The organism is Cupriavidus sp. HE11 (genome assembly GCF_056097175.1).
The window spans coordinates 79738-96240 of the sequence record NZ_CP184465.1 but is presented as its reverse complement, the minus strand read 5'-3'; the positions used below and the strand labels follow the sequence as shown (position 1 = coordinate 96240).

Below are 16503 nucleotides of genomic sequence, written 5' to 3'. Positions count from 1 at the left end.
GATCATGCGCGGGAAGGCGCCATGAAGGGGCGCTGATGTCCGGGGGGTGGACCATCAAACGGGCAGATACACGCGCGCTTGTGCATTGAGATGCACCGAATCCGGGGCACGGCGCTTACAATCGCCCCGTTCATCCACCGGTTTTTTCAGTCACGAGGAATCGACATGCACGTACGGCGCCTAATCCGTCCGACCCTGGCCGCCAGCCTGGGCTGCGCCCTGATCCTGGGCACCACGCAACCCGCGTTCGCATATTTCCAGACCTATCTGTCCGGCAGCATCATCGGCACGCTGACCAAGAAGGAAGCGGCCTCGCTGCAGCAATCCGTGGGCAAGGCGCTCAATGAAACGGAGGATAACCAGGTCGTGGAATGGCACTATCCGGCCGAAAACCGGCGCCAGGCCGTCGATGGAACGATCAGCCCGATTGCCACGAAGACCGACCAGGGCCAGAAGTGCCGCCGGCTCAAGTCTGATCTCAAGCGTGGCAGCGCCACCGAGGCCTGGTCGGGCTGGTTCTGCAAGCAGTCGAACGGTACCTGGAAGGCCCGGCACGTCGAAGACTGAAGCCGCTGCACCGTAGCAACGCGGCCGCTGCCCGGCAGCGGCCTGCTCAATGGCAGAGGCGCGTCACCAGTTCGCCGGCCAGCGTACCGGACACCGCCTGTTGCGGCATGCCGGACTGCGGGCCACGGATCGTGTAGAGCGATTCGCCGCGTGCGTAGCGCTTGGGATATAGCGTCTGCTCGATCACCGCGTACATCGACGTGGCGCAATTGAGCACCATCCGCTTCAGCGACGAACGGATGGTGTCGCCGCTGGCGGTCTTGATCACCCCCGGCGGCGCATTGTGCACCAGCACCACGCCCACCTCGGGCCCGCGCCGGCGAATCGACGTCTGATCCAGATAGGAGATCACGCCATTGGCGCCCATCAGCGGCAGCCAGCGCTGAGGATCAGGCGCACCCGGATCGGGCGACGCCACCTGCGTACACCCTTCGCGCGGCGAGCCGCGGAAGATGGTGCCGCCATTGGGCCCCTGGCACTGGTAGAGACCGCTTGCCGCGGCGGCACGTGCTGGAGGATTGCTGAAGGACGGCGCGCCGTTGGACTCGGCCTGCGCCGCCACACTGAAACACGCGCCGGCGAGCAGGGCCGTGCGTGCGAGCATGCGGAAGAACATCGGGGGGTACCCTCGTAAGGACGGGAAGAAGCCCGGGATTTTCGCACAGCCCGCGGCCAAGGCAATAATTCGCGACGCACGGAGTAGCCGGAATACGCCACCCACGCGTCATTCCTGCGCGATATTCGCGCGTCGTTTGCGCAGGATCAGTCCCCCTTGTCGCCGCAACGCTCAGCCTTGCTGCTCGCGCCACGCCACCAGGTCGGCGATGGTCAGCACCGGTAACTGGTACGTCTGCGCAAAGGCCAGCGCCTCGGGCCGGCGCGCCATCGTACCGTCCGGATTCATCAGTTCGCACAGCACCGCCGCCGGCGACAAGCCGGCCATGCGGGCCAGTTCCACCGAGCCCTCGGTATGACCACGTCGCTGCAACACGCCGCCGTCCACGGCCACCAGCGGAAACACATGCCCCGGGCTGACCACCGCATCGGTGCCGGCATCGTCGGCAATCGCCGCGCGGATGGTCGTGATGCGATCAGCCGCGCTGACGCCGGTGGTCACGCCCTCGCGCGCCTCGATGGACACCGTGAAGGCCGTGCCGTACTGGCTGCGATTGTTTTCGACCATCGGACGCAGACCGAGCTTGCGCACCTTCTCGGCGGTCAGGCACAGGCAGACAATGCCGCTGCATTCGCGGATCATCATCGCCATGTTGGCGTTGGTCAGGCGTTCGGCGGCCAGGATCAGGTCGGCCTCGTTCTCGCGGTCGTCGTCGTCGAGCAGCACGACTGGACGCCCCTCGCGCATGGCGTCCAGCGCCTGGGCGATGCGCTCCGCAAGCGGGCGCGGGTCGGCTTCGGCCATGGCGAGATCGCCAGCGGCCAGGTCGGAAAGATGGCTTTGGTTGAGAGTCAGCATTGGTGAAACGCTCCGTGCAATGAAGTTTCCATGGGCGTTTCAGGGGAACGATCAGCGAAAGCGCGCACAACGCTCCGCCAGCGCGGACGGGCAACGCCGTTCGCGCGTGGGAATGCCATGCGGATTCCGCCCATCTTCTTTCATCCGGACTATGACCGTCGGCCCTGGCTTCTCACCAGGTCTGCTGACCCCGCACGGGAATGCGGGCGCTCGCGGGCTCGTGGCGACCCTGCCTTTCGACAGTGGCCACATACCGCCGGTGGGGACTTTCACCCCGCCCTGAAGACGTAACGATGCCGCCGCAGCCTGCATGCCACGACGGCGAAGCGATGTTAGCACGACTGTGCTTTTTTGGCCGAACCGCTATCTGGAAAGAGTTTCCCAGCAGAAAAACCACCGGGCTACGACGACTTCACCGCAGCCGTCGCCATCGCCTCGAACAGCTCGCGGGTCGCGTCGTCGGCCGGATAGAAGCATTCGATCCGCAGTTCCTGCAACGTGACGTCCTGCGGATTGCCCAGCGTGGTCAGCGTGGAAAACAACGACGCGTGGAAGCGCCCGGCACGCACCACCACTGGCAACACCGGCGGCAGCGGCCCATCGGCGGGATCGTCCTCCACCAGCAGCACACCGCCAGGGCCCACCATGTCCGGATGCCACTCGGATATGCGGCGAAAGATCTCACGCGCGGTCTGATCGTTTGCCTGCACCTGCAACTCCTGCCAGACGCGCCGCAGCAGATAGCGGCCCACCTGGCGCGCATTCTCCAGCACCGGCCACAACCCGTCCGGATCGAACACCGCCAGCATCAGGTTCAGGCGCCCGCCCTGGCCGTCCAGCACGGTCGGCTGGCGCTTGCCCAGCAGTTGCGCCAGCATGCGCCGGTACGCGTCGTTGGCATCGACCAGATGCCAGAAGCGGTCCAGCACCACGGCCGGATACGGCTCCTGCTTGGACAGGATCAGCGAAATCGCGTGGCACACCATCTGCATGGTCGGCGCGCCCAGCGTGTTCTCGCTGTAGGCCGGGGCATAGCCGCTAGCCAGCAGCAGCCGGTTGCGCTGGCGCAGCGGCACGCCAAGCCGGTCGGCCAGCGCCAGCACCATCTCGCGGCTGGGCCGGGCGCGACCCGATTCGAGAAAGCTGATATGGCGCTGGGACACCCCCGCCGCCAGCGACAGCGCCAGCTGGCTGTAGCCGCGCTTGCCGCGCCAGTAGCGCAGGAGTCCGGGAAAGTCGAGGGCGGCTTCGGAGCCAGGCGTGAGCGTTTCCATGCGATGCATTACAGCACATGGACGGATGCTGCACGACTACCTGCCAGGTAATCGTCGTCATACACCCATGCCGGCATTGGGCCCTCATTGGACCCATGTTGACCCAATCAAGCGGGTATCTTTCAGATTCGTCGCATTTCGCTACCGCGCGGCGGCCCCTAGCATGTCCGCTTTCCCTCTATCTCGATGCGGGCCAACCACATGATCTGTTCCCTTGCCGACAAGTCCACGGCCGCGCTGTTCTGCGGCCATCACGTGCATACCCTGCCCCCGGCCATCCAGTCCGGCGCCATGCGCAAGCTGGCGATGCTGGACGCCGCAGTGTCGCCGCCGGACCTGGCCGCCGCCCCGACCAACGAACTGGAACCGATGCGCGGGCGGCGGCGCGGCCAGTGGCGGGTGCGCATCGAGGGCGACTGGCACCTGTGCTTCCGCTTCCTGAATGGCGAGGCCTGGGATGTGGAGGTTGCGCAATGCCCCGCCGACGAGGAGCAAGCATGAGCCTCAAGCGAGACGACCTGCCCCGGGCGGATTTCAGCAGCCATGTCACTGGCGAGCCGGCGCCGCCCATCCCGCCGGGCGATATCCTGCTGCACGAGTTCATGGTGCCCAATGCGCTGTCCGCCGGCGCCCTTGCCGTGGCGCTGCGCGTGCCGGTGACACGTATCGAAGGCATTCTCTGGCGTGAACGTGCCATTTCGCCCGAAACCGCATTGCGGCTGGCCCGCTTTTTCTGCACGTCGGCGGAGTTCTGGGTCCGGCTCGAAGCCAACTACGCGCTGCGCGTGGCGCGGGCTTACGCGGGCGCGGCGATCGACCGGGATGTCCAGCCGATCACGGCATGAATCCTGCAAGTCCATTTGAGTGCTGTCCGCGCCACTGCAGCGATGCGGCGTCACATGTGGATGGTATGCTCTGACTTTTCAATTCCCGCGCGCACAGGGCGCGCACCCTGATGGAAATAGCCATACTGCTGGCGCTGATCTTGGTGAACGGCTTGTTCGCCATGTCCGAAATCGCGCTGGTGACAGCCCGCAAGGCCCGTTTGCAACGCCAGATCGAGGACGGGGACCGTGGCGCCATCGCGGCCGTCAAGCTGGGCGAGGACCCGACCCGCTTCCTGTCCACGGTGCAGATCGGCATCACGTCGATTGGCGTGCTTAACGGCGTGGTCGGCGAATCGACGCTGGCATCGCCGCTTGCCGTATGGCTGCAAGGCTTCGGCATATCGTCCACTACGGCGGGCTACATGGCTACTGCCATCGTCGTGGCTGGCCTGACCTATTTCTCGATCGTGCTTGGCGAACTGGTGCCGAAGCGCCTGGGCCAGATGGCACCAGAAACCATCGCCCGCCTGGCCGCGCGCCCGATCTCGTTCCTGGCCGTCGCCTCCACGCCGTTCGTCAAGCTGCTGTCCGGCTCCACGCAACTGGTGCTGCGCATGCTGGGCGTGAAGTCAGATCGTGGCCCCGCCGTGACCGAGGAAGAAATCCACGCGCTGCTGGTGGAAGGCTCCGAAGCGGGCGTGATCGAACGCCACGAGCACACGATGGTGCGTAACGTGTTCCGGCTGGACGACCGCCAGCTGGCCTCGCTGATGGTGCCACGTGGCGATGTGGTCTATCTCGACGTCGAGTCGACCGAGGAAGAAAACCTGCGCCGCATCGAGGAATCCGATCACTCGCGTTTCCCCGTGGTGCGCGGTGGCATGCATGACATCCTTGGCGTGGTCAGCGCGCGCCAGCTGCTGGCCCGCCGCCTGCGCGGCGAAAAGGCCGACCTGACCGCAGTGCTGCAGGCAGCGGTGTTCGTGCCGGAAAGCGTCACCGGCATGGAACTGCTGGAGAACTTCCGTTCCTCGGGCGGCCAGATCGCGTTCGTGATCGACGAGTACGGCGAAGTCCTGGGCCTGGTCACGCTGCAGGACCTGATCGAGGCAATCACTGGCGAGTTCAAGACCGAAACGGCCGGCGAGGAATGGGCTATCCAGCGCGAGGATGGATCATGGCTGCTCGATGGCCTGATCCCGATCCCCGAACTCAAGGACCGCACGGGTCTGCGCGCGGTGCCGGAGGAAGACAAGGAGCGCTATCACACGCTGTCGGGCATGCTGCTGCTGTTGCTGGGCCGCCTGCCGCAAACGGCCGATACGGTCCAGTGGGAAGACTGGAAGTTCGAGATCATCGACATGGATGGCAAGCGCATCGACAAGGTGCTGGCCTCGCGGGTGCCGCCGGAAGATGGTCCCGAATCCGACACCACAGGTTGAGATCCGCAGGCAGAATGAAACAACAACGGGCGCACACCATGCGCCCGTTTTTCTTTGGTGCAACGGCAAATCGTGGCTGGAATCAGGACTGATTTGCGTGCGTGCCCTCTATCGCCATTCGCCCTCGATGGTCAAGATAACAAACGTGACGACAATGCAGAGCGTTGTTTGAAATCAAAACGCGTGCGACGCACGCGCCACGTCGACATCGCTGTTCTCCGAAATTGTTCTTCGCTGCCGTATGATTTGAACTATGCGGTCGGACAACTAAGTAGTAGTACCGAGATGACTGGTCGCGTCATTATCAAAATAATAGAAAGCGAGCGCGCAATCGAATGCGGAAAGCGCGCCTTTTTACGCATGAACGGGAATGCAGTCCGGAGTATCGCGGGCGGCCAATGCACAAATGAACTCGCTGCCAGCACGGGTAATTGATGGATCCTGACACCAAAGACACGCCGTCTCCAGGCGTCGGTGGCAGTGGGTCACCTGCCGACGCACCAGTCACCGCCATCCAGCCGGTTTCCTTCCTGGCCGCGCTGGAAGAACATCGCGCGCACTTCAGTCCGGCCCATCTGCTGGCCGTGCTGGTGATCCGCCTCGACCGCTTTGCGCATGCCTGTGAAAGCATCGGGCCAAAGCGCGCGCACGATCTGCGCGCCCAGGTCAAATCCCGGGTCACCGCAATCGCCAGCATGCCGGTGGCCATGCAGTGGCTGGGGCCGGCCGACCTCGGCGTGGCCTGCGTGCTGCCCGACGGCGCCGAAAACGCCCATGCATTGAGCCAGGTCATGGCCAACGAACTCGGCCGGCCTTTCCAGGTTGGCGGCTTCGAAGCCTTCCTGTCATGCAGTATCGGCAGCGCCGTCGATGGCCACGATACGGGCACCGAACGGCTGCTGCAGCACGCTTTCGACGCCATGCTGCAAATCAACCGGCGTGGCGGCGCAGGCATCGGCACGGCCAGCCGGCCCGCCACGCCACGCATGGCAACCCTGCTCGCGGCGTTGCCCAGCGCGATCGAGCGCGGAGAACTGAGCCTGCAACTACAGCCGCGTGCGTCGCTGACCACGTCCGCGATCACCGCTTACACGGTGCGCTTGCGATGGCAGCATCCGCTGCTCGGACGCGTGGCGCCACAAGACTTCCTGCCCGCCGCAGACGCGCTCGGGCTGATGAATGTAATCGGCGGCTGGACGCTGCAGCAACTGCTGCAGCTATTGCGTGATACCGCCCCGCTCGGCCCCCTGCAATTCACGCTGCTGGCGACCAGCTCGCAACTGCAGGCCGACGACACGATCTGCATGCTGCGCCGGGCCATCGACGCCCATCACGTCAGGCCGGGACAGATCTGCGTAGAGGTGCCGGTCGATATCGTTCCTGATTCAGACGAAGCCACGGTCAAGGCCCGGCGCTTGCGCGATGGCGGTGTGCGCATCGCGCTGGCCGACTTTACCGATTCGGAGGCCAGCCTGGGGGCGCTGTCGCGGGTACAGCCGGACATGGTCACCCTCGACGCGCGCCATCTCGGGCATGCCAGCCAGAGGCCGGACATGGCGGACAGCCTGCGCCGCGCGTGCGAATGGGCCAAGGCACGTGGTGTAACGGTCTGCGCCAAGGGCGTGGAAACCCAGGCACAACTGGACGTGGTGCGCAGCTGGGGTTGCGACACCATGCAGGGCTTTCTGCTGGCGCAGCCGTTTCCGGCACCGTGGCTGATGCAGACGCACACCGCCATCACGGAGCGCGCACGCCTGCTGCTCAAGGCCTGAGCCCACTGCAACGCCGCTGTCTGTCAGACATTTTCGTAATTACAAATTGGCACACATCCTGCATCGACGGAGACTGGGGCGACGTTAAAATGTGCCCACTTCTTACTATCCCTGAAAGGAGCCTCTGATGAAAAAAGGATGGATCTGGTGCGTACTGGTTGCCACGCTGCTCGCAGGCTGCAATACGATGTCCGGCCTGGGACAGGATGTCCAGAAGGGTGGACAGAAGCTTGAAAATTCCGCCGAGAAGGCGAAGTAATTCCGTCATCGCCATTACCTGGCGACAAAAAACAAGGGCGCCACTGGCGCCCTTGTTGCTTTGAAGCGTTCTCGCACGTCAACGTACCGGCGTTGTAATTCTTACCGCCAGCACGACCGCGCCGCGCTCAGGGCTTGCGCAATTGCGCGGCCTCTTCCGCAAGCTTGCGAATGCGCGCCCAGTCCTTCGCCGCCACGGCGTCCTTTGGTACGACCCACGAACCGCCAACGCACACCACATTGGGCAGCGCCAGATAGGTAGGCGCCTTGGCGAGGTCGATGCCGCCGGTCGGGCAGAACTTCAGTTGCGACAGCGGCCCATGCAGCGACTTCAGCATCGGCACGCCCCCGGCAGCCTCCGCCGGGAAGAACTTGAGGAACGAAAAGCCGCACTCCAGCGCGAACATCGCTTCGCTGGCCGTGGCAACGCCGGGCAGCAGCGAGATGCCGGCGCCCTGCGCGCCGTCGGCAAGTTTCTGCGTGAGCCCCGGCGACACGGCGAACTGCGCTCCGACATCACGCACCGCGTGCAACTGCTCGACGGTCAGCACCGTACCGGCGCCCACCACGGCCTGCGGCAGCGCGCGGGCCACGGCTTCCATCGCCTGCAGCGCCACGGGCGTGCGCAGCGTGATTTCCAGCATCGGCAGGCCGCCCTCGACCAGGGCTTCGCTGATGCGCAGCGCGTCGTCCACCGAGTGGTATTCGAGCACCGGAATCACCGGCACGTTGGTCAGGCGTTCGATCAGCGGAGAAGGTTGGATTTGCATGACAGTATTCACAATGTTCATTGTCCTGAGCCGTCAGACCCGGTGAGACCGGGCCGGTTCAGGCGATGACCGAAACGCCGCGCTCCAGGCGGGCCAGCACGGTTTCGGCCGTGGGGATGGGCGCCACCGCGCCGTAGCCGGTGGTCGACAGGGCCGCCGCCACGTTGGCGTAGCGCGCCGCCTCGAACGGGTCGGCGCCGGCCGCCAGGCGCGCCACGAAGCTGCCGCCGAAGCAGTCGCCCGCGCCCGTGGCATCGAGCGGCCGCACCGGATACGGCGCCACCAGCGTGCGCGCATCGCGCGTCGCCACATAGCTGCCCTCCTCGCCCAGCTTCAGTGCCACCACGCTCACGCCGCATTCAAGCAGGTGATCGACGATCGCATCGCGGTCGTCCAGGCCGGTCAGCACGGTGATGTCGTCCCAGCTCGGCAGGCAGATATCGGTCAGCGAGAACGCCTCGCGCATGATGCCGCGCGCCCGCGCCAGCGACCACAGGCGCAGCCGCAGATTGGTGTCCAGCGACACCTGCGCGCCGGCCTTGCGGGCATGCTCCATTGCCGCCAGGCCCGCATCGCAGGCCGACGTACTGATCGCCAGGCTGATGCCGGACAGATGCAGGTAGCGCGCCTGCGCGATGGCCGGCAGCGGCAGCTGTTCGTGGTGATAGCGGCTGGCCGCCGACCCTTCGCGCAGGTAGTCGAAACGGTGGCCGTGATTGTCGTGGGAAACGAAATAGACCCCGGTGGGGGCCGCGGCATTGATGCTCACGTGGCGCGTGTCCACGCGCTCGTGCGTCCACAGGGCCAGCAACCGTTCGCCAAAGCTGTCGGCGCCCACCGCGCTGATGTAGCCGGTGCTCGCGCCCTGGCGTGCGGCCGCAATCGCAAAGTTGGAGGTGTCGCCGCCAAAACCCTGCAGGTAGCGGGCCGGATCGTCGGGCTGCTGGTTGAACTCCACCAGCGGTTCGCCGTAGGCAAGGATGTCGATACTCATGAACGCGCGCCTCTCTCTCAGAAGAACGTCTGCACGATGTCGATAACGCGCAACTGCCCATCCAGCACGGGGATGTGGCGCCACTTGTCAAACGTCAGGCAAGGATGCGAGATATCAAAGGCAATCATATCGCCGACACGAATGTCGTCGCCAGCATCGATTTCCAGGTACGCGTGCTGGTCCATCATGCCGGTCACCGTCCATCCGGCCGGCACCGCCACGGGCGCCGCGCTGCCCGGACGATAGATCTGCGCCGGGATCGGCATGCCGGCATCGAAGGCGGCATCGCGCTTGCCCATGCCGATGATCGCGCGCCGGGGTTCGGGAATCGACTGCACATAGGCCCACAGCTGCAGCGCGGGCAGCAGGCCCTCGCGCATCTTCTGCGCCACTGGATTGCTGGCAAGGATACGCTCCTGCGCCGCCCGGTAGACCCCCACGTCGTGGGTCAGGTAGCAGCCGGGACGCAGCACGATGTCGATCGGCGCGCCAATATCGGTCCGGGCAAATTCCTCGGCCACCACGTCGTACCACGCCGAGCCCGCCCCCGACATCACCACGGGACTACGGCCGAAGCGGCCGGCGGCGGCCAGTTCGCGCGTGACGGCCACGGTGCGCTGCAGGAACCGCCGGATATCGGCCTCCTGCTGCAGCACCCCTTCATAGATCTCGACGCCGGCCAGCGTCAGCGCGTCGGGCCAGCGTGACAGCGCTTCCAGTACCCCGGCCTGCTGCGCGGCGTCGCGCACGCCGGTCCGGCCGCCTTCCACGCCCAGTTCCAGCAGTATCTGCAGCTTCTGCCCCCGCGCCTGGAAAAACGCGCCAAGCTGGTCGACCAGCGCGGCCGAATCCACCAGCGTGAAGAACTCGAAGCCGGGATCGCGCAGCAGATCGGCCACGATTTCCATATTGCGGCGTCCCACCAGCTGGTTGGCCATCAGCACGCGCTTTACGCCGTGTGCCGCGGCCGCGGCGGTCTGCTGCGCCGTAGCCAGCGTGATGCCCCACGCGCCCTCCGCCAGTTGGCGCGCGAACAGCTTCGGCGCCATCGTCGTCTTGCCATGCGGCGCCAACTGCACACCATATGCACCCATGAACTTCCGCATCCACTGCAGGTTGTGGACGAGCTTGTCTTCATACAGTACGGCGGCTGGCAGGCTCAGTTCCTCGCGCAGCAGATGCCAGCCCGGCTGGCCGGCCTCGGCGGGCGCCAGCGGTGCGTCCAGACGGCCCAGCGCCTTGTTCAGCGGATCGATCATGCCTGTCTGGTACTTTGTTTCACGCATGGCTGACATCACCCTGTAAAAATTCAATTGACGTAATCATAGCCTTGAAACTACGATATTTCATCCTTGTTAGAAAGTAACATGCTGTGCCGGGCAAGGGCCCGCCAGCTTCCGCCACCCGCCCATGACCGCATCGTTCGACATCCTGACCCGCATCGCCGAGCGCGGCCCGTCGCTGCGGCTTGCCGAGCAAAAGGTGGCGCAAGTGATTCTTGAGGACCTTGCCGGTGCGGCGGCCACCAGCATCAACGAACTGGCGCGCAAGGCAGCCGTCAGCGAGGCCAGCGTGACGCGCTTTGCCAAGGCCATTGGCTGCCGCGACGTGCGCGACCTGAAGCTGCGGCTGGCCCAGGCCACCGCGGTCGGCACGCGCTTCCTGCAGCCCGCGCCCACCGTTGCCGATGACGCCTCGCCGGCCACGCTGGCCGAGCGCATCCACACCGACGTGCTCACGACGCTGGAAGTCAACCGCAAGCTGATCGATCCCGAACGGATTGCCGAGGCCGCGCGGCTGTTGCTCGATGCACGCATGGTCTACGCTTTCGGCATGGGTGGCGGTTCCACGTTCATGGCCGACGAGGCACGCTACCGGCTGGCGCGGCTGGGCCAGCCGGTGGCGACGTACCACGACGCGCTGCTGCAGAAGATGGTGGCGGCCACGTTGTCGCGCGACGACGTGGTGCTGGCGTTTTCGGCCAGCGGCAACGTGCCCGAGATGCTTGCCAGCTGCGATATCGCGCGCGAGTACGGTGCGCGGCTGATTGCAGTGACCGCGCTGGGCTCGCCGCTGGCGGCCCGCGCCGACGTGCTGTTGCCCGTGCGGACGCTGGAGACCGATTTCATCTTCAAGCCGTCGGCGTCGCGCTACGCGATGCTGCTGGTGGTGGACGTGCTGGCGACCCAGTGCGCGATGCTCCAGCAGGAGCAGAGCAAGGAAAAGCTGCGCCGGCTGAAATACGTGCTCGACGCCCATCGCGGCGTCAGCCATGACAGCGACGGGCCGGACAGCCGCCAGCCGCTGGGAGACTGACATGCCACACCTGTTCGATACCCTGATTCGCTGCGTCATGCTGCTGGACGGCTCGGGCGGCGCGGCGCGCATGGCCGACATCGGCATCCGCGACGGGCGCATCGCGCGCATCGACGAAGCCGGCACCATCGACCCGGACACGGCGTCGCATGTGGTGGAGGGCCACGGCCTGGTGCTGTCGCCCGGCTTCATCGACGTGCATACGCACGACGACACCAATGTCGTGCGCGATCCGGCCATGACGCCGAAGATTTCCCAGGGCGTGACCACGGTCATCGTCGGCAACTGCGGCATCAGCGCCGCGCCGGTGACGCTGGCCGGCGACCCGCCCGACCCGATGAACCTGCTCGGCCGCGCCGACGCGTTCCGCTACCCCGATTTCAAGACCTACGTCGATGCCGTCAACGCGGCCCAGCCGTCGGTCAACGTGGCTGCCCTGGTGGGCCACACGGCGCTGCGCAGCAACCATATGGACCGTTTCGACCGCGCCGCCACGGCCACCGAAATCGGGGCCATGCGCGCGCAGCTTGAAGACGCGCTGGCGCACGGCGCGCTGGGCCTGTCCACCGGGCTGGCCTATGCCAACGCGTTCAGCGCCCCGACCGAAGAAGTCCTGGCGCTGGCCGAACCGCTGGCGAATGCGGGCGCCCTGTACGCCACGCACCTGCGCAGCGAATTCGCCGAGATTCTCGACGCGATGGACGAGGCGTACCGCATCGGCCGCCATGCGCGCGTGCCGGTCGTGATCTCGCACCTGAAATGCGCGGGCGTGCCGAACTGGGGGCGCAGCGCCGAGGTGCTGCAATCGCTTGAAGCCGCACAGCGCTGGCAGCCAGTGGGCTGCGACTGCTATCCGTACACCGCCAGCTCGTCGACGCTGGACCTGAAGCAGGTCACCAGCGACTTCGATATCCAGGTGACCTGGTCCGAGTCCCATCCCGAGATGGGCGGCCGCCTGCTGGCCGATATCGCCACGGAATGGCAGGTGGACCTGACCGAAGCCGCGCGCCGCCTGCAGCCGGCCGGCGCCGTCTACCACTGCATGGAAGACGCCGACGTGGACCGCATCCTGAGCCACCCGGCCACGGTGGTCGGTTCCGACGGCCTGCCCAACGACCCCCTGCCCCACCCGCGCCTGTGGGGCGCCTTTCCGCGCGTGCTGGGCCATTACGCCCGCGACCGCGAACTGTTTCCGCTCGCCGTGGCCATCAACAAGATGACCGGCCTGTCCGCCGAGCGCTTCGGCCTGAAGGACCGAGGCTTCGTGCGCGAAGGCTACTGGGCCGACCTGGTGCTGTTCGATTCAGCCACCATTCGCGACGCCGCCAGCTTCACCGATCCGATGCAGCCGGCCGAAGGCATCGCGGCGGTCTGGGTCAATGGCGAGCTGACCTGGCAGCACCGCGCAGCCACCGGCGTGCGAGCCGGCCGCTTCCTGCCGCGTGATCCGCGCCCGGCCGACCAGCGCTGAGCCCACCCCGGCACAACCCCATACCAAGCACAACAGGAGTTCCCATGGATATCAAACGATTCGGCGTCGAAGGCGGCACGGGCCAGGGCGGCTCGCACATGCCGTTCGCGCGCGCGGTGCAGGCCGACGGCTGGCTGTACGTGTCGGGCCAGGTGCCGATGGTCGACGGCGAAGTGGTCGAGGGCAATATCGTCACCCAGACCCACCAGGCCATCAAGAACGTGCTGGCCATCCTGGCCGAGGCCGGTTACGGCCCCGAGCACGTGGTGCGCTGCGGCGTCTGGCTGGACGATGCGCGCGACTTCCCGTCGTTCAACAAGATCTTCAAGGAATACTTCGGCGCCAATCCGCCCGCGCGTGCCTGCGTGCAGTCGAGCATGGTGGTGGACTGCAAGGTCGAGGTGGACTGCATCGCCTACAGGAAACCCGCGGCCTGAGCCGCACCACACGCCTGCCGCCACCGGTGAGCCAACCGATGGCGGGCAGGCTTTGCCAACCAGCCGCTACGCACCGGTGACCCCGGGCCCAGGCGGCATTTTCATAGCGGAAGCGGACCGTCCAACCGGACGGCAACCGCAACAAGGAGACGAGACATGGGTGCCGTTACCGGAACCACGCTCTTGATTTATGCGCTGATCGCCGTGATCGCGCTGGTGATTCTGATCGCCAAGTTCAAACTGAACCCGTTCATCACGCTGGTGGTGGTATCGGTGGCCCTGGGCTTTGCCGTGGGCATGCCGATGGGTGACATCGTCAAGTCGTTCGAAGCCGGCGTCGGCGGCACGCTGGGCCATATCGCGCTGGTGATCGGGCTTGGCACCATGCTGGGCAAGATGATGGCCGAATCGGGGGGCGCCGAGCGCATTGCCCTGACGCTTATCAACTTCTTCGGCGAGAAGAACGTGCATTGGGCCATGGTGGTCATCGCGTTCATCGTCGGCCTGCCGGTGTTCTTCGAAGTGGGCTTCGTGCTGCTGATCCCGATCGCGTTCAACGTCGCCAAGCGCACGAACACGTCGATGATCCTGGTCGGCATCCCGATGGTCTGCGGCCTGTCCGTGGTGCACGGCCTGATCCCGCCGCACCCGGCAGCGCTGCTGGCCGTGCAGGCCTATGGCGCCGACATGGGCCGCACCATCCTGTACGCGCTGATCGTCGGCGTGCCCACCGCCATCATCGCCGGCCCGCTGTTTGCCAAGCTGATCGACAAGCACGTGAAGCTGCCCGCCGTGAACCCGCTGGCCGAGCAGCTGACCGAGGAAGCGTCGTCGGCCAAGGGCAACCTGCCGGGCTTCGGCATCACGGTGCTGACCATCCTGCTGCCGGTATTCCTGATGCTGATCGGCAGCTGGGCCGACCTGATCGCCACGCCGAAGACGTTTGCCAACGACTTCCTGAAACTGATCGGCAACTCGGTGATGGCCCTGCTGATCGCCACGCTGTTCAGCTTCTACACGTTTGGCAAGGCACGCGGCTTCACGCGCGACATGATCCTGAAGTTCACCAACGAGTGCGTGGCCCCCACGGCCATCATCACGCTGGTGGTGGGCGCCGGCGGCGGCTTTGGCCGCATCCTGCGCGACTCGGGCATCTCGACGGCCATTGTCGACGTCGCCACGCACGCCAATGTGTCGGTGCTGGTGCTGGGCTGGCTTGTCGCCGTGATGATCCGTATCGCCACGGGCTCGGCCACGGTGGCCATGACCACGGCAGCCGGCATCGTGGCCCCGATCGCGGCCAGCGTGCCCGGCACGCGCCCGGAACTGCTGGTGCTGACCACCGGCGCCGGTTCGCTGATCCTGTCGCACGTGAACGACGGCGGTTTCTGGCTGGTCAAGGAGTACTTCAACATGACCGTGGCCCAGACCTTCAAGACCTGGTCGGTGGCCGAGACGCTCATCTCGGTGGTGGCGCTGCTGTTCACGCTGGCGCTGGCAACGGTGGTCTAAGCCGGTCCTGCCTCCCTCTTCCACGCCTGGGAGAGGGAGCCAACCGAGGGCAAACCCGATTGTCCGGCGGCCCTCGCCCCTCCTACACTCCCTGATCGATGCAGCCGTCCGATGCTGCACTTTCGGGAGACCTCCATGACGTTCAGTCCGCTGCGGCGCGCCATGATGGCGTGCGGCGCCCTTGCCGTCCTCGCGCATTCCCCGCTGTCCCACGCTGCCGAACCGGTAAGGATCGGCCTGATCGCGCCGTTCTCGGGCAGCTTTGCCGACTATGGCAAACAGATGGAAGGCGGCATCAAGGCCTGGCAGAAGCTGAACGGCGACACCGTGGCGGGCCGCAAGGTCCAGATCATCGTCAAGGACACCACGGGCCCGGTACCCGACGTAGCCAAGCGGCTGGCGCAGGAACTGGTGGTGCGCGACAAGGTGGACATCCTGGCCGGCTTCGGCCTGACGCCCGAGGCGCTGGCCGTGGCACCCGTCGCCGAGCAGGCCAGAAAGCCCATGGTGATCTTCAACGCGGCCTCGTCGATCATTACCACCAAGTCGAACTACATCGCCCGGGTGTCGATGACGCTGCCGCAGATTTCCGCACCCATGGCAACGTGGGCGGTGCGCAACAACATCAGGAAGGTGGTGACGCTGGTGGCCGACTACGCGCCGGGCATCGACGCCGAGACCGCGTTCAAGACCAATTTCCTGGGCGGCGGCGGCCAGATCGTGGAATCGATCCGCGTGCCGCTGCGCAACCCCGAATTCGCGCCATTCATCCAGCGCATCAAAGACGCCCGTCCAGAAGCGGTGTTTCTGTTCCTGCCGGCCGGCGAACAGGGCGTGGCGTTCATGAAGGGCTTTCGCGAGCGCGGGCTGGCCGACGCCGGCATCCGCGTGATCGCCACAGGCGACCTGACCGACGACCACGTGCTGCCGGCGATGGGCGACGCCACGCTTGGCGTCATCACGTCGTTCCACTATTCCGCAGCGCACGATTCGAAGGAAAACAAGGCCTTCCTGAAGGCCTTCGCCGATGCCAACCCGGGAGCCGGCCGCCCTAACTTCATGGCCGTGGCTGCCTACGACGGCATGGCCGCCATCTACGACGCGCTGAAGAAGACCGGCGGCACCACCGACGGCGACAAGTTCCTGGCGGCCCTGAAGGGCATGAAGATCCAGAGCCCGCGCGGGGCGATCACGATCGACCCTGCCACGCGCGACGTGATCCAGACCGTCTATATCCGCAAGGTGGAAAAGGTGGGCGGCGAGCTCTACAACGTCGAATTCGACAAGTTCGAGGGGGTCAAGGACTCGGGCAAGTAGCCGGGCGGCACGGGGCGGGGGCGGCCGCCCCCTGTCGAAATCTTTCATCGCGAAGTCAGGATTGTGCAATTC

General features: G+C 65.8%; 17 protein-coding genes and 1 riboswitch. Of the genes, 11 read left to right on the top strand and 6 right to left on the bottom strand.

Going from position 1 to position 16503, the window contains the following annotated elements; all coding sequences use genetic code 11:
- The first annotated feature begins 165 nt into the window (after window positions 1–165).
- Complete coding sequence (locus ACOABP_RS17890) at window positions 166–567, top strand: RT0821/Lpp0805 family surface protein (protein ID WP_474229198.1); 402 nt, start codon at window positions 166–168, stop codon at window positions 565–567.
- 46 nt (window positions 568–613) lie between these two features.
- Here the strand turns inward: ACOABP_RS17890 and ACOABP_RS17885 are convergent, their stop codons facing one another.
- The 3 genes from ACOABP_RS17885 to ACOABP_RS17875 all read right to left on the bottom strand — a co-directional run bounded on the left by ACOABP_RS17885 (window position 614) and on the right by ACOABP_RS17875 (window position 3315).
- The gene (locus ACOABP_RS17885) at window positions 614–1183 is read right to left on the bottom strand and encodes a surface-adhesin E family protein (RefSeq protein ID WP_474229197.1); all 570 of its coding nucleotides are present in this window, start codon (window positions 1181–1183) and stop codon (window positions 614–616) included.
- A gap of 171 nt (window positions 1184–1354) precedes the next feature.
- Window positions 1355–2041 carry a 3,4-dihydroxy-2-butanone-4-phosphate synthase gene (ribB, locus tag ACOABP_RS17880; RefSeq protein ID WP_474229195.1) on the bottom strand — a complete coding sequence of 229 codons (687 nt, stop codon included), beginning with the start codon at window positions 2039–2041 and terminating at the stop codon, window positions 1355–1357.
- A 128-nt stretch (window positions 2042–2169) separates the two neighbouring features.
- Window positions 2170–2332: riboswitch (FMN riboswitch) on the bottom strand.
- Window positions 2333–2442: 110 nt separating this feature from the next.
- On the bottom strand, window positions 2443–3315 hold the full coding sequence (locus tag ACOABP_RS17875; protein ID WP_474230590.1) for a helix-turn-helix domain-containing protein: 873 nt from the start codon (window positions 3313–3315) through the stop codon (window positions 2443–2445).
- Between the two features lie 201 nt (window positions 3316–3516).
- Here ACOABP_RS17875 and ACOABP_RS17870 point away from each other — a divergent pair, with 201 nt between their 5' ends.
- The 5 genes from ACOABP_RS17870 (at window position 3517) to ACOABP_RS17850 (ending at window position 7615) form a co-directional block, all read left to right on the top strand.
- Window positions 3517–3816 (top strand): type II toxin-antitoxin system RelE/ParE family toxin, encoded by a 300-nt coding sequence (locus ACOABP_RS17870; RefSeq protein WP_474229194.1) that lies wholly within the window; start codon window positions 3517–3519, stop codon window positions 3814–3816.
- Entirely contained in the window at window positions 3813–4160 is a 348-nt protein-coding gene (locus ACOABP_RS17865) for a HigA family addiction module antitoxin (RefSeq protein ID WP_474229192.1), read from the top strand. The genes ACOABP_RS17870 and ACOABP_RS17865 overlap by 4 nt, the downstream gene beginning before the upstream one ends.
- Window positions 4161–4270: 110 nt before the next feature.
- Window positions 4271–5584, top strand: a complete 1314-nt coding sequence (locus tag ACOABP_RS17860; RefSeq protein WP_474229190.1) for a hemolysin family protein — start codon at window positions 4271–4273, stop codon at window positions 5582–5584.
- A gap of 434 nt (window positions 5585–6018) precedes the next feature.
- Window positions 6019–7356, top strand: a complete 1338-nt coding sequence (locus ACOABP_RS17855; RefSeq protein WP_474229188.1) for an EAL domain-containing protein — start codon at window positions 6019–6021, stop codon at window positions 7354–7356.
- 127 nt (window positions 7357–7483) lie between these two features.
- Window positions 7484–7615: an entericidin A/B family lipoprotein gene (locus ACOABP_RS17850; RefSeq protein WP_474229186.1), complete on the top strand. Its 132-nt coding sequence runs from the start codon at window positions 7484–7486 to the stop codon at window positions 7613–7615.
- Between the two features lie 127 nt (window positions 7616–7742).
- Here ACOABP_RS17850 and ACOABP_RS17845 read toward each other — a convergent pair whose 3' ends face one another.
- The 3 genes from ACOABP_RS17845 to ACOABP_RS17835 are packed head-to-tail and all read right to left on the bottom strand — an operon-like array spanning window position 7743 to window position 10664.
- Complete coding sequence (locus ACOABP_RS17845) at window positions 7743–8384, bottom strand: bifunctional 4-hydroxy-2-oxoglutarate aldolase/2-dehydro-3-deoxy-phosphogluconate aldolase (protein ID WP_474229184.1); 642 nt, start codon at window positions 8382–8384, stop codon at window positions 7743–7745.
- Window positions 8385–8442: 58 nt separating this feature from the next.
- Window positions 8443–9378: a sugar kinase gene (locus ACOABP_RS17840; RefSeq protein ID WP_474229182.1), complete on the bottom strand. Its 936-nt coding sequence runs from the start codon at window positions 9376–9378 to the stop codon at window positions 8443–8445.
- Between the two features lie 17 nt (window positions 9379–9395).
- Window positions 9396–10664, bottom strand: coding sequence for an amino acid deaminase (locus ACOABP_RS17835; RefSeq protein WP_474229181.1), 1269 nt, complete (start codon window positions 10662–10664; stop codon window positions 9396–9398).
- Between the two features lie 124 nt (window positions 10665–10788).
- Between ACOABP_RS17835 and ACOABP_RS17830 the strand changes: the two genes are divergently transcribed.
- The 5 genes from ACOABP_RS17830 (at window position 10789) to ACOABP_RS17810 (ending at window position 16431) form a co-directional block, all read left to right on the top strand.
- A complete protein-coding gene (locus ACOABP_RS17830) occupies window positions 10789–11694 on the top strand; it encodes a MurR/RpiR family transcriptional regulator (RefSeq protein WP_474229180.1) in 906 nt (301 codons plus the stop codon).
- Between the two features lies 1 nt (window position 11695).
- Complete coding sequence (locus tag ACOABP_RS17825) at window positions 11696–13165, top strand: N-acyl-D-amino-acid deacylase family protein (protein WP_474229178.1); 1470 nt, start codon at window positions 11696–11698, stop codon at window positions 13163–13165.
- Between the two features lie 44 nt (window positions 13166–13209).
- Window positions 13210–13602, top strand: a complete 393-nt coding sequence (locus ACOABP_RS17820; RefSeq protein WP_474229177.1) for a RidA family protein — start codon at window positions 13210–13212, stop codon at window positions 13600–13602.
- Window positions 13603–13758: 156 nt separating this feature from the next.
- A complete protein-coding gene (locus tag ACOABP_RS17815; protein ID WP_474229176.1) occupies window positions 13759–15114 on the top strand; it encodes a GntP family permease in 1356 nt (451 codons plus the stop codon).
- Between the two features lie 135 nt (window positions 15115–15249).
- Window positions 15250–16431, top strand: a complete 1182-nt coding sequence (locus ACOABP_RS17810) for an ABC transporter substrate-binding protein (protein WP_474229174.1) — start codon at window positions 15250–15252, stop codon at window positions 16429–16431.
- Window positions 16432–16503 lie beyond the last annotated feature (72 nt).